Source organism: uncultured Helicobacter sp. (genome assembly GCF_910577135.1).
GTDB classification, from domain to species: Bacteria; Campylobacterota; Campylobacteria; order Campylobacterales; family Helicobacteraceae; genus Helicobacter_C; species Helicobacter_C mastomyrinus.
The window spans coordinates 1-13,400 of the sequence record NZ_CAJTLL010000015.1; the positions used below are offsets into that span (position 1 = coordinate 1).

Genomic DNA, 13,400 nt, shown 5'->3' on the forward strand with positions numbered 1-13,400 from the left:
TTATCTCTTTATCTACCTTAATTATCCTATCTATCTACTATCTCCTATTTATCTATTTGTTTGTTTTGTTTATTTGTCTCTCTATTTAGAGTTATTGTTTGTTTTATCTATTATTGAGTTATCTATCTATGGTATTTAACTCTTTATCTTACTGATAGAGAGATAGAATCTTCTTAAGCTATACATAGAGATTAAAACAAAAAAGAATGATTCTTTTTTATAGTATCGCTTTCTTTATTGTTACTTGCTTATTTTAAAGCTATGTGGGTTAGAGATTCTAAATGAGAGATAGCTTCATTAATTTGCGTAATACTTCTAGTTTGCTCTCTGTAAGAGGGAAGAAGCTAAAGCTTATGAATGAATGGAGGAAGGATAAGGCTTTACTAAAACCTTCAAGAAGCAAAGCATATCATCTAAATAAAAAATTTATTGTATATGCTTATTCTACAATAAGCAAAAAGTCCCCATAAAGAATAAAGTAAGAATATAAACAAAGTGAGTGGATGAAATCCACTTCCTACCATTATTTATACCTGTAACATTTTGTAATACAAAAAATTGAGATAAAAAATCTTTCAGTTTCATATAAGATAAATCTTATATGATAGTAATTGTTCCTACTTGATAAGGTTTGGTTGCTTAAACACTTAAAGGAGGGGAACAAAAATTTTACTTTTGAAAGGAGTCTTAATAAAAAAGACATTAGCTGTTTTTGTTGTTTGCTCTGTTTTGGGAGCAAATTTTTGTTTAGGAGCTGGAGTAAGTGGAGTTAAGGGTAATACATTACCTCAAAATGTAAATAATGTAAGTGAAGCAAGTAAGCTTTCACAAGCAGATATGGAAGCACTCTTTGCTTCGAATAATGTCAATGCTGTGATTCTCTCACAAGAAGAGATGAAGGCGACAGAGGGAGAGGGTTTAACAAGTTTGCTTTTCGCTCTCTGTAAAAAATGCCTTACAAGCACACACCCACCATACCACCCAACAAAATACTAACTATCAGCGGAGGGGATATGACAAAAAAAAGCGATAAATACAATCATTTTATGCCTGTGTTTGCCTTTTATACTCTATAGCAAACCTGTGAGTGTTGATGAAATCTTCACACCAAAGAGACAATTTAAGCTTATTGGCTCATTTTCATACATAAATCTCTTACGCAAGGACACCTCCATGCAGTCTGTCCCTGTCCAAATGCCCGATAGCACATTTATCAATATCCCCTTTATAGGCTATCAGCATACTAATCAAGACTACCTTACCCTTTCATTCAATGCCCGTTATGGAATCCATAGCAGGGTAGAACTCTTTAGCACTATTTATGGCTTCTGGCAGCAGAGCCACACACAAAGTGCTAATGGCACATTCTCCACGCAAAGCAATGGGGATTTTAGCACTATGAATCTTGGCTTTTTAATTGAAGCAAAAAAGGAGGGGAAAGCCCCTGCCCTATTCATTGGTGGTAACGCTGATATAATCGAGCAAGTATATTTCTCCCGCACACAAAAATCCCTACAATATGGCAAGGGCTATTCCCTCTTTGCCCTAAGCTTTTATACCATTGACCCCATCGTGTTTTTACTTCAGGCACAATATAGATTCAATCTCCCTAAAAGCTTCGAGGATAGGAATATTCATAATGGCGATGTGTTTATCCTATCTCCTATGATATATTTTGCTATCAATCCCTATGTATCGCTTAATGCGGGTGTAAAGTATCAATATCAAAGCAGAGATAAGCTCAATAGCAGCACTATCTCATATGCGGCTTCATCGGTAGGATATGTCTTTGGCGTGGCGTATGAAATCAAAAATAGGTTCATTGTCTTTACCGATGTGGAAACCTTTAATACGCTTTCATACTCAAGCAACGCCATAAATCTCTCCTTTTCATATAGAATCTAATGCGCTTGTGGCTATTTATAGGACTTCTATCACACATTTGCGTTGCTGATGTGTATATGCAGAATGAATTTATCTCCACGCAAAGCCCCGCTACCTCTTGGATAGCCCTACGTGATAGCAATCTCACCAAACAACAATACGATTATAGCTGTGGAAGCGCCTCCCCCTCAACAATCCTTACTTATTATTATCAATACAACATAAGTGAGAAAGATATTTTAGACTCTTTGCTTACCCTAAAAGGCATTGATACTACGCAAAAAGAAGCCCTACAGGATAATCAAGCCCTAAGAGATGGCATAGGATTTTCATTTGCAGACCTAGCGGCATTTGCCCAAGAAAAAGGATTTAAAGCCACAGGATTAGCCCTAGACTTGCCCTCCCTCTCTCAGCTCAAAATCCCTGTGATTATCTATGTCAATGTGCGCGATATGGAGCATTTTAGCGTATATAAGGGTATAGATTCTCAATTTGTCTATCTCGCAGATCCTAGCTTTGGGAATATTAAAGTCAAACTTGCCAAATTCCAAGAAATGTTTTATCAAAGAGCGGATTTAACCCACCCGGGCAAGATTCTAGCTATCCTCCTCGCACAGAGTGATACCCCCATAAACGTGGAATTTTTCCATCAAATCCCCTCTACCCTCACCTATGAACTTATCAAGCAAAAGTTGCGTTAGCCTAAGATTCTAACAATACCCTTAAAACGTCTTTTTGTAAGCTATATGATAGCCTTAATGTATTATCCCCCGCTCTATCTATCCACACACTTACAGGCGGAGGGGCAACATCATATTTTGAAGCAAAGAGATAAGAGACGCCAAAACCTAAAATCGCCCCGGCTATGACTTGCATAGTCGTGTGTCTTTGAGCGTAGATTCTACTTATGCCCACAGATGTAGCAATAAGCGCTGTGGGAAGCCCAAACTTCCAGCCATAGCGCTTGAAGGAAAATCCCACCGCGCTAAAAGTCCAAGAAGTATGCCCAGAGGGAAATCCATCAAAACTCCCATTATTGGGACGTTGGGAGATTCTAGCAGATGATGGATATGAATCTGCAAGGAGAATAAATCCTTGCTTAATAATATGTGTGCTAAGTAATGTTACCCCAGCACCCAAGGTTTGCTCTTTCACGCCCTGCATATCATCGATAGCATAGCTATATGCCATCATTGCTAAAGGCAGAATCTGCATTACATCACCATATATTTCAAACGCTCCCTTTTCACTACCAAAGCCCTGCCTTAGCAGCATACACAACATAAGCAATATCACTTTATGTTTCAAGACCACTCCTTTATTTTAAAAGGAATGAGAGTGTATTATTCGAGAACAACAGGCTTTGTAAATGGTGTATGTGCTCCCACCACAGGTATTTTTTCACTCTTAAACTGCTTTAAAAATTTCGCCCTAACCTGTGCTGCAAGTGTAGGATTCACATCATAAACAGCTGAGATTTGCGGATTTTGACTTTGAATATCATAAATATGCAGCATATCTGCCCAGAATACGAGACTTTGAGCCATATCTTGTTGCGCCTTTTTATCACTTGGGCGCATAAGTATAAAATTATGCCCGGGAGTATGTCCATAAGCAGGGACTGCGAGGATTTCTAATGTGTTAGACAAAATGGCTTTCTTATGGTTAAAAAATGCTTTTTTTGTAAAAATATTAAGAGAATCTTTTGTGCGTTGATTATCCTGCTTTTGCCAATATGCAAACTCCTTTTCATCAATAAGCAGTGTCGCATTGGGGAAGTTATTTTCCCCTCTCTCATTCAAAATCCCACCGATATGGTCGCCGTGTGCGTGTGAGATGATAAGATAATTAATATCCTTATATGAAACACCCAGTGAAGCTAAAGAAGCTTTAAGTATGTCTTGCGTATGTGGGAATCCAGAATCTACCAATGCGATAAATTGCGGATTCTTAATCAGCACGACATTATGCTGATTTGGCTGCACTTTTGCTTCCTGTATAAGCTGCTTTTCTTTCTCGTTTTGCGGGAGCAAAATATCCTTATTCATATCTTTTTCCTGCAACGAAATAATGTAAATATCGCTATTTGCAATCTTTTGGTGATATATATTTGCCTTTTGTGCAGCCTCACAAGTAATAAATGCACACAATCCAATGATAAAAGAGAATAATTTTAACATTTGCTACCCCCAATGATTTAGATATAAAAATCATACCTGAAAAATCTAAAAACACCATAAACTCATTAAATAAAAACATAATTGTTATTTTAGGAATATATTTTGCTTATCTGTTAAGATATATTTCAATGAAGGAGTTATTTATGTTAGATGCTATGCAAAATATCGTTGCCAATAAACCAGATTCTATTACACAAAAACGCTCACATTTCCCATCAGCAGAAATCAGCAAGCTAGAAAATAAATTTCAAGATATGTTTGCTAAAGCCACTAAAGAGGGGCAAGAAACACAAGCAAAAGCTAATCCTCTTAAAGATACAAAAACAAGCAAGAATACAAATACGGCAAAACAAAATACACAAGGAGCACCTTTAGATTCCAAAGGTGCTACCCTTAGCCCAAATAAAACCCCTCATACAAAGGCAACTACATCTCTTGCACCTTTTGATTTCAAAGATGATACAGGAGAGGTATCAAAAATAGGTTTGCAAGAAAAAATTGCAAAAACATCAAAGGAAGTAAAAAATACAGAATCTAATCCTCTTATCGAGGCTCTAAGCACACCTTCAAGTACAAAAGCGATAGACAAAAGTACAAAAAAAGCAACAAATCACAAAGCAGAGACAGACACCTTAGCAATGGCGCAATTAGGGCAGAATGGAATGCCTCAAGAAGTTAAAAACGAATCTCAAAATACAAGCAGAGTGGATAATAAAGAAAATAAAAAAACTTCTCATCAAACAAGCCTAAATTCCCCCTTGCAACCCAAGGCAACAGGGGCGAATACTCAAGACACTCTAAAAGGGCTAACTTCTATGCCCACCCCACAAAAACCTAGCAATGAGGGCAAAACATTAGCTGATGTAGAAAGACTAGCCAAAGCCAAAGGGCTTAATCCAAGTGAATTAAAACTGCAAACAGAAGAGGAGCAAACTCCTGTTCAAAATGCCACTCCGGCTGCCCCAAAGATAAAGAATATTCCATCTTCTGCTAAAGAAACTATCACTTATGAATATGAAAATAATGTCGATAGAATCGCCATTGTGCAGCGAGGCGTAAAAAAGCCTAAGAACATTACGAGCAAAATCTCAAATGAGTATCCAACTAAAAAGCTCGATAATGAAAATAGCGGCGCATCTTCCTTAAAGGACAGACCCCCGCTTAGCTGATGAAGACACAACAGAAAGCCTGCTTTCAAAGGCATTGACTATCAAAACTACAAGCACCATATCTATGGAAAAAAGTGTAGTCACAGAAAAGCAAGCTCTATCTTTGCCTGATGAAGAAATGCCTAAATCTTCACCAAAGGAAACAGCGTCCATAGAAGAAGCAATGCCAACAAATGAGCCAAAAACAAAGGCAAAAAAATCATCAAAAAAGGCAAAAGCCTCAAAGCCTAATGCTAATAAAGAAGAGATACTCCTAGAGACCAAAGAGCCTCAAAAAGCAAAAAAGACAACAAAAGAATCGCCAAAGCAGGCAAAATCTATTGCAAATGGAGGGGAAAACATAGCTCAAGAAATGCCAAATCTAACCAAAACGCAGCAGAATACAGAATCTAAGATAGTAGAAGTCATACCTGCAAAAGATGATGAAGTAATAAATGAAGAGGCTTATACGCCATTGCCAGAAAATACTGCCAAACAAATGGCTAAACCACAAATGCCACAAACACAAGCACAAAATGCAAAAAACACAAATGTATTGACAGAAAGTCTAGCTGCTCTAGAATCTACCCAGGATAAAAACAGCAAAGATGGGCGCAGAGATGAAAGAAAACAGCACAAAGTGCTAAAATCTAATGAAGCACAAAGCCAAATCAAACAGCCTCAAACAGAGGAAGGGCACGTGAGTTTTGAAGAGAGCTTCGCGCAATATATGCAAGAAGAGGAGCAAAGCCAAAAGAGTGTAGAAACTCTTATTGCAGGAGAGAAAAAGAGCAAAGAAAAGATTAAAGAATCTTCTCAAGAGGCAAAAGAGGAAAAATCACAAAAAACCTCACTATCTAAGCAAAGCACAGAGATAAACCAGACAAAAGAGAGTAGCCGTTCGCAGATTCTCTATCGTTCCGCTATGGCTAAAGAAAATATAAGAACTTTCGCGCAAACCTTGCGTGAGAAGATTGCCAACTATAAGCCGCCTCTTACAAAACTCTCTATGGAGCTTAATCCTCGAAATTTAGGGACTTTAGAGCTTACCATTACCAAAAAAGGCAAAGATTTGCACGTCCAAGTGGTGTCTAATGCCACCGCGATGGGATTATTCCTACAAAATCAAGTAGATTTTAGAAATAACCTCACACAAGTGGGCTTTAACAATGTGGATTTGAGCTTTAGCACTAATGAAAATGGCAGTGGCAATGGAGGGAGAGAAAATGGGCAAAATACTTCTCAAGACAATGCAAACACTGAAAAAGGGAACAAAAATAGCTTAGAGGATTCACAAAATGGCGAGGTAAATGTAATGCACATCACACTTCCCAAATATGCGTAAAGTAGGAGTATATAATGGCAATTGATTTAGCCGAAGTAACAGGCAGTGCGGCAAAGATAGCTAAAGAAAAGGAAAAGGTGCGCAACATTAATGAGCTTGATAATGACGCTTTTATGCGACTTTTCCTAGAGCAGCTAAAAAATCAAGACCCCACAGCTCCTATGGAAACAGATAAAATCATCACGCAAACCGCTCAACTCACGCAAGTAGAAATGCAAGAGCAGAATAAAAAGACAATGATAGAAGTCGCTGAAGCGATGAAAAGCACACAGGAGACAAACAAAGAGCTAAAAGAATTCCAAGAGCAAATGAAAGAATCCCTTGAAGCGCTTAATACAGGTATGCAAGAAAATGCAAAATCTAATGTCCTTACCGCGCAGCTTAATGCCCTCAACACCGTTTCTATGATTGGTAAAGTCGCTGAAACTGATGTATTTGGCGTGAATGTGCAAAAAGGTAATGCAGTGAAATTTTCTATCTATTTTGACCAAAAAATTGATCCAAACAAAGGCGAACCTACCATTTATATTTTTAATAGCAATAATGAAATGGTAAAAAGCATTTCCCTCAAAGATAGAGCCAACCAAAATGGATATTTAGAATTTCAATGGAATGGCTTAGATGATCAAGGCAGGCAAGTAGATGATGGCACTTATAATATACGTGCGGAATATAACCTTGATGACAACACTAAGCAATACCATACCGCACGTGTAGGTCGAGGAGAGGTGCAAAGCATTATCTTCGATAAAGGCTCTCCTATGCTAAGAATGGGCGATATGATTTTGCCGCTTGATAGCGCGATTGAATTTTACAATAAGGACCACGGGCTATGAATAGCACGTTGCTTAACGCATATAGCGGCATCAAAACGCATCAATTTGGGCTAGATTCTGTCTCAAATAACATTGCCAATGTTAATACTATTGGCTATAGAGAGAATATCCCGCAATTTGAAAGCCTCTTTGCTAATCAATTTGATACACTCAATGCCGATTCACCTATCAATAATGATATGAATTATGGTGCGACTAAATCAAGCAATGCCATTTCCACACGTAGTGGCAATTATAAAGCAAGTGATGGGGAATTTAATGTCGCTTATGAAGGTAAAGGGTGGTTTATCGTAGGAGAGCAAAAAGAAGGTTCATTTGAAATCAAAGAAGATAGCTATGAAAAAAAGCAAAAAAACTACTTCACACGCGATGGCTCATTCTTGCGTGATGGCGAGGGCTACATTGTCAATACAAGCGGATATTATATGTATGGCGTGGATTTAGGCAAAATTGAAAATGGTATTTACACATCAAACAAAGATGAGGAGATAGACTTTGCCGGACTTGCCACAGGTGCGCTTAAACCCTTACAAATCCCACAGAATCTATATTATCACCCCGTGCTTACAACAAAAGTAGATTTAAGCACCAATCTTAATAAAAATGAAAATGCTATATCTGTCAGTGCATTCTTTAAAAAACCCGATGGTAGCTTTGATGAAGAACGTTTTATGAATATGGATATTAATGCCTTTGCTACTGATGAAACACCACTCAATGCCTCTAGCTATAATGAAGTACGTCTCACACTCGATAAAGATGGCAAAAAAGAAGTTATCACCTTTAAATACGGGCAAGGTGGCGAAGAAGCCTTAGAATTTCGCACTTTAAACGACCTCAAAAAGCTCTTGCAGGATAAGGCAGGATTGGACTTAGAGGTGGGTAAAGACCTTGATGGTAAAGTGGGTGAAAAAGTAAGCTTAGCGCTACGGAATAATTCCTATAAGAATCTGAATCTTGAAATTGGCGGAAGCCTCTTTGAAAAGCTTGGATTCAAAGGCAAAAATGATTATTTTAGTAGCGGTGTGGGGGCGAATTTCAATGCTAATAAAGCCTATGAACCAAATGCGATTGTGCAGCACAAAGGCGTAGTATTCCTCCACACAGGAGAGCTAGGCAAGAGTGAAGACCCATTTATGGATAAGGAAAATTGGAAGATACTTGATTCAAGCGGACTTAATGTATGGACGGATAATGCGACTTATTTAGAGGGCGATGTGGTATCTTATGAGGGCAAAATCTACCGCCGCACAAATCAAGCAGGTAATAATCCTATAAGCGAGGGGAATTGGGAAGAGTTAGGTGATATGGCTACTGCCCTCCCCCCTGTATATGAGCAAGGCACAACTTATGCTGTTGGTGATATTGTAAGCTATGAGGGCAGACTTTATCGCAAACTTATTGATAGTGGCAGTAGCGACCCTAAACTTGATAAAATCGGTTGGCAGGAGATTCACGGGGATAGCTTCCATAGTGAATTTATACAAATGCCAAGCTACCAAACTAATGTTGAGATTTATGATGAAAGTGGTAAAAAATTTTTAATCCAAAGTCGCTACTTTATGACATCTTCTGGGAATCCTCTAGCCTCTCCGCCCACAGGTGAGCAGTGGGAAGTGCGCTCGGCAATCTTTGACCAACAGGGTGAAATTATGATAAGCCCTGATTATGTAACACACAGCATTACATTTGATAGTGAAGGCAAACCTCAAGCCGAGCCAGTAGAACTAGCCTTTGGCGATAAGAAAGTGATGTATAATATCGCCGGGACACAAGATAAACCGAGTTCAAATTTTGTATATAGAAATTCCGAAATTATCGATAAGGACCAAGATGGGCGAAGTGAAGGGCATTTAAGAGATGTGAGAATTGATAAAGATGGCATTATCTTCCTAGCTTTTGATAATGGTGCGTATGAACCTATGGGGCGAGTGGGGATTGCTGCATTTGTGAATGATCAAGGTTTAAAAAAAGTAGGTGGAAACCTCTTTGAAATGACGGAGATGGTTGTCAATGGAGATTCTCATACAATAAGTGGACGCCCGATTTTAGGCTGGGAGGGCTTAAAGCTAAAATTTGGCTCTGTGCTATATAAACATTTAGAAACAAGTAATGTCGATGTGGGAAATGCCTTGACGGAATTAATCGTTATGCAAAGGGGCTATTCTATGAACGCAAAAGCCTTTACCACAGGTGATGACTTAGTCAAAGAGGCTTTGAATCTCAAACGTTAAGGCGTTATAAACATCCAAGTGATTAGTGTAAATCCCTTTGTGTAGGAAAAATCGCGCTCTCTTGCGTTATAAATATTCTATTTGGCATAATGTTTCTTGTAGATTCTCACATAGATATGCCACCCACCAGCTTAATGGAGAGTTTGCTCCTATGCTGTGTTTGCATAATCGCATAAAGACAAAATCCTATGCTCACCCTCATCATTTCCCTCTACAAACTTAAATTCCAAGCCCTGCATAGCAATAAAATATGGCTCTGCACCAGATTCTAAAACAAAATGTGCCTTGCAATAAGTAATATCATTACTAAAAATTAACAAACGCACCTGTGGCACATAGCGTTTAAGTATCTTAAAAGCATTTTTATAATAGGACTTGCCAAATTTGACAACATAGTGATTTTGAGATACGAGATAATCACCTAAGCGCAAATACACAAAAGCATCATAGGGACTATTTTTATACGTTTAGCCACATTTGTTTTATCTAGTCATTTTTTAGAATCTTGCAAAGTAGCAAAAATACAGAGGATTTTAAAAATAGCCACTCAAGTAAGCTTGGGGGGGGGATAAGATATGCTTTTTTTAATTGCTTGAGATTTATATGTTTGTAATGATTTGCATAATGTTCTTTGCATATTGCGTGTGGGGGCAGCCCATTATATATATTACGTATTATAGGCGAAGAATCCCGTGTATCATCACTCTTTGCCCTTTGGTTTTTATAAGAAGCCACCCCCAGATACACTTCAACCTTGCTAAAATGCTGTAATCATAAGCTTTGAGAAAACACCAAAAATCTTGGGAAAATGTCCGCATATTGATATTGCAGCCGCCAAACTCAAAGGTTAGTCTATCAGTATCTACCCTTACAAAAAGGCTTTTTGCGCCATTTAGCACATCTAGCTCGTGTCCTTCAACATCAAGTTTGCATAGATGAATATACGATATACCCTTTTGCGCACAATATGCTTCAAGTCGATATGCTCTCTATCTTTAAAGCGCGAAGCAGTAGCGAAACTTCCTCAAAAGTAAATTTTGAAGACTTAAAGCAAAAACAAGATAGTATATTGTTAGATTCTAGCTGGGGGGGGGGATGAAATCACGTAAGATGTGAGATATTTGCCTACATTTGCGCCTATATCGAAAATACATTGTGCAAAATAAGGCAAAGCTACAAGAGCTTACACTACCTTCTCTCCCCTCACTCCCGCGCTAGAGCCAATACCCAAAGAAAACAAACGATTTCTCATTCGTCTCTCTTTTATCCTAGTTGAAAATTAGTATAACAGCCCCTTTTACTTATCTATGAAGCAAAAAAATATAGCGCGATTTTATCAAAACTATTGTAAAAACTACCATTGCTTGTATATTTGTGCTTGTCGCACACCCTCATAGAGTGCCGCACCAACGCTTGTAGCGAGATTGATACTCCGCACACCCCTAACCATAGGCAATTTATATGTTTGCGCGACATAAGTGCTCAAAAGGCTTTCATCTAGCCCCTTATCCTCCCTGCCAAAATACAAGAATCCCCCTTGAGATAGCCGAGCTTGATAATAGTCCATCTTCGCCTTTGTGCTAAAGAAAAAGTGCCTATCGCTAGGGGGATATTCATTCCAAAATGCGCCAAGATTATGCCATTCATAGACTTGCAAATGCTGCCAATAATCAAGCCCCGCGCGTTTAAGCTCCCTTTGAGCTGTGCTAAAGCCAAGCGGATAAATCAAATGCAATACAGAATCTGTCGCCACACACAAACGCCCGATATTACCTGTATTTTGCGGAATCTGCGGCTCAACAAGCACAATATGAAAGCTACTCATTATCTATCCTTTAAGCAATGCGATTAAAATTTCTTTATTTGCAATTCACCATTTTATCGTGCTTTAAATTTATTGCTCCTATGATTTTCCTCACGAGATTTTGTAAGTATGGATTGCTTCGTGCGAATGCTATGCTCCCCACAATGACACAAAAGCTCCTTTGCTCTAAATCTGTTCTTTAATTTTTACATTATTTTTGAGAATCCATAAAGATTCTATCAATATATGTCTTAATCTCCGTGCAAATCTCCTCTCTAGGCTTGTTTGCGTTAATGACAATATGCTCTAACCCTATCTGCTTAACTACACAAACAAGGCGGTTTTGAATCTCAAGCATATATTCTATGCCCCTGCTTTCAATGCTATCGTGAGCCTTTTGTGCTAATCGCTCCTGCAGCTGCACCCTATCAAGCTCTAAAATCACCACTAAATCAGGGAAGCACCCACGCAGTGCATATCTATTAAGCTCTATGCTTTGTTCTATATCAATATCCTTTGCATACGCAATACCTGAAATAACGCTCCTATCGGTGATTATAAGCTTATCCATATTGGGGGATAAAACTTGTGTGTAATGCTGTGCCCTATCAGCGAGAAACAAAAATGCCTCAGCATATTTATCGAGTGCGAATCCTGCCTTTTGCGGAGTAAACAGCACAAGCTCACGTATTGCCTCTCCTAGTACACTGCCACCGGGCTCTTTAGTGAAAATCGCATCAGGATAATGCGATTTTAGAAGTGTTATTTGTGTGCTTTTGCCGCAAGTGTCTATGCCCTCAAGCGCTACATACATTACTTAGCCTTTTGTGTGTAAAGTGAGAGGATTACATCTGCTACATTATGTGGCACAAGATGCGCAAACCTCCCATTATGCGTGATGATTGAGCGCACGACAGAGGAGCTAATAAACGCATTTTGTAACGTAGGCATAAAATAAATGGTTTCTAGCTCATCACTGAGCGAGGCATTGGCATAGCCCATTTGCAATTCATATTCAAAATCACTTACCGCGCGTAGCCCTCTTATGATAACTCTCGCGCCCTTTTGCTTTGCAAACTCTGCAAGAAGATTACTAAAGCCCTCCACACATACATTAGAAAGATTCTGTGTGCTTTTTTTAAGAATGGCTATGCGTTCATTAAGTGAAAAGAGCGGATTCTTAGCCGATGAGGCAGCTACGGCGACAATGACATTATCAAAGATTTCAATGGAACGTTTAATAATATCTAAATGCCCATTGGTTACGGGATCAAAAGTCCCCGGATAAATAGCTAGCTTTCTCATTTCTTTCCCTTTTTGTGTTTCTTAACATTTCCAACGCATATAAATCTCATTTGGAATCTTTAGCGCATCAAGCCACTTACCGACAAAAAATCGCTCCATAGATTCTAAATCCTTAGGCTTAGCATAATATCCCACACTAGGAGGTGCGATAATCACACCAAGCGTAGATAGCTTACTCATTTGCTCTAAGGCAATGGGGCTTAGAGGCATTTCACGCGGAGCTAGAAGCAAAGTCCGCCGCTCCTTTAACATCACACTCGCACAGCGCGAAATCAAATCATCGCATAGCCCATTAGCAATTTTTGCTAACAGATTCATACTTGTAGGCACGATTGCCATTGCGTTGATACCAAAGCTCCCAGAAGCAATGCCACTATCTAGCTCATCTTCATCATAGATTCTAAAATGGTTCTTTTGCCTTAAGGCATCAAGGCATACTTCTATATCCATATCAAGCTCACTATTTGCCACATCTTTAGCACCCTCGCTCATCACTACAAATAGCTCTATGGAATGAGGGATATATTCAATCAATCTTAAGCCTAAATGCACTCCACTTGCACCACCTATGGCGACCACAAGCTTTTTTATCTCACTCATAGCCTTTCCTTGTTACAATACTTATATTAATGCTCATATTATCAAAACCATTCAATCATAGCAC

At 38.7% G+C, this 13,400-nt stretch carries 13 protein-coding genes and 2 pseudogenes; 7 read left to right on the plus strand and 8 right to left on the minus strand.

Going from position 1 to position 13,400, the window contains the following annotated elements; all coding sequences use genetic code 11:
- The first annotated feature begins 675 nt into the window (after nucleotides 1-675).
- The 3 genes from QZ289_RS08005 (at nucleotide 676) to QZ289_RS08015 (ending at nucleotide 2,585) form a co-directional block, all read left to right on the plus strand.
- Nucleotides 676-996, plus strand: coding sequence for a hypothetical protein (locus QZ289_RS08005; protein WP_295701380.1), 321 nt, complete (start codon nucleotides 676-678; stop codon nucleotides 994-996).
- A 177-nt stretch (nucleotides 997-1,173) separates the two neighbouring features.
- Nucleotides 1,174-1,905 (plus strand): hypothetical protein, encoded by a 732-nt coding sequence (locus tag QZ289_RS08010; protein WP_295701382.1) that lies wholly within the window; start codon nucleotides 1,174-1,176, stop codon nucleotides 1,903-1,905.
- Nucleotides 1,905-2,585 (plus strand): C39 family peptidase, encoded by a 681-nt coding sequence (locus QZ289_RS08015; protein ID WP_295701384.1) that lies wholly within the window; start codon nucleotides 1,905-1,907, stop codon nucleotides 2,583-2,585. The genes QZ289_RS08010 and QZ289_RS08015 overlap by 1 nt, the downstream gene beginning before the upstream one ends.
- Before the next feature lies 1 nt (nucleotide 2,586).
- Here QZ289_RS08015 and QZ289_RS08020 read toward each other — a convergent pair whose 3' ends face one another.
- Both QZ289_RS08020 and QZ289_RS08025 read right to left on the minus strand, forming a co-directional pair.
- Nucleotides 2,587-3,198: a phosphatase PAP2 family protein gene (locus QZ289_RS08020; RefSeq protein ID WP_295701386.1), complete on the minus strand. Its 612-nt coding sequence runs from the start codon at nucleotides 3,196-3,198 to the stop codon at nucleotides 2,587-2,589.
- Nucleotides 3,199-3,227: 29 nt separating this feature from the next.
- Nucleotides 3,228-4,064, minus strand: coding sequence for an MBL fold metallo-hydrolase (locus QZ289_RS08025; protein WP_295701389.1), 837 nt, complete (start codon nucleotides 4,062-4,064; stop codon nucleotides 3,228-3,230).
- Nucleotides 4,065-4,207: 143 nt separating this feature from the next.
- Between QZ289_RS08025 and QZ289_RS08030 the strand changes: the two genes are divergently transcribed.
- The 4 genes and pseudogenes from QZ289_RS08030 (at nucleotide 4,208) to QZ289_RS08045 (ending at nucleotide 9,627) form a co-directional block, all read left to right on the plus strand.
- Nucleotides 4,208-5,233, plus strand: a complete 1,026-nt coding sequence (locus tag QZ289_RS08030) for a hypothetical protein (protein WP_295701392.1) — start codon at nucleotides 4,208-4,210, stop codon at nucleotides 5,231-5,233.
- A 64-nt stretch (nucleotides 5,234-5,297) separates the two neighbouring features.
- Complete coding sequence (locus QZ289_RS08035; RefSeq protein ID WP_295701395.1) at nucleotides 5,298-6,557, plus strand: flagellar hook-length control protein FliK; 1,260 nt, start codon at nucleotides 5,298-5,300, stop codon at nucleotides 6,555-6,557.
- Between the two features lie 14 nt (nucleotides 6,558-6,571).
- Nucleotides 6,572-7,372 (plus strand): annotated as a pseudogene (gene flgD / locus QZ289_RS08040) (flagellar hook assembly protein FlgD); the annotation flags it as partial.
- Nucleotides 7,373-7,389: 17 nt separating this feature from the next.
- Nucleotides 7,390-9,627, plus strand: coding sequence for a flagellar hook-basal body complex protein (locus tag QZ289_RS08045; protein ID WP_295701396.1), 2,238 nt, complete (start codon nucleotides 7,390-7,392; stop codon nucleotides 9,625-9,627).
- A gap of 149 nt (nucleotides 9,628-9,776) precedes the next feature.
- Here the strand turns inward: QZ289_RS08045 and QZ289_RS08050 are convergent, their stop codons facing one another.
- The 6 genes and pseudogenes from QZ289_RS08050 to QZ289_RS08075 all read right to left on the minus strand — a co-directional run bounded on the left by QZ289_RS08050 (nucleotide 9,777) and on the right by QZ289_RS08075 (nucleotide 13,336).
- Complete coding sequence (locus QZ289_RS08050; RefSeq protein WP_295701399.1) at nucleotides 9,777-10,064, minus strand: hypothetical protein; 288 nt, start codon at nucleotides 10,062-10,064, stop codon at nucleotides 9,777-9,779.
- A gap of 237 nt (nucleotides 10,065-10,301) precedes the next feature.
- Nucleotides 10,302-10,598, minus strand: a pseudogene (locus tag QZ289_RS08055) (FkbM family methyltransferase); the annotation flags it as partial.
- A 383-nt stretch (nucleotides 10,599-10,981) separates the two neighbouring features.
- The gene (locus tag QZ289_RS08060; protein WP_295701402.1) at nucleotides 10,982-11,452 is read right to left on the minus strand and encodes a tRNA (cytidine(34)-2'-O)-methyltransferase; all 471 of its coding nucleotides are present in this window, start codon (nucleotides 11,450-11,452) and stop codon (nucleotides 10,982-10,984) included.
- Nucleotides 11,453-11,642: 190 nt separating this feature from the next.
- The gene (gene tmk, locus QZ289_RS08065) at nucleotides 11,643-12,245 is read right to left on the minus strand and encodes a dTMP kinase (RefSeq protein WP_295701404.1); all 603 of its coding nucleotides are present in this window, start codon (nucleotides 12,243-12,245) and stop codon (nucleotides 11,643-11,645) included.
- Nucleotides 12,245-12,736: a pantetheine-phosphate adenylyltransferase gene (gene coaD / locus QZ289_RS08070; protein ID WP_295701407.1), complete on the minus strand. Its 492-nt coding sequence runs from the start codon at nucleotides 12,734-12,736 to the stop codon at nucleotides 12,245-12,247. Before coaD ends, tmk begins: the two co-directional genes overlap by 1 nt.
- A gap of 21 nt (nucleotides 12,737-12,757) precedes the next feature.
- Nucleotides 12,758-13,336 (minus strand): UbiX family flavin prenyltransferase, encoded by a 579-nt coding sequence (locus tag QZ289_RS08075; RefSeq protein WP_295701409.1) that lies wholly within the window; start codon nucleotides 13,334-13,336, stop codon nucleotides 12,758-12,760.
- Between the last annotated feature and the right edge of the window lie 64 nt (nucleotides 13,337-13,400).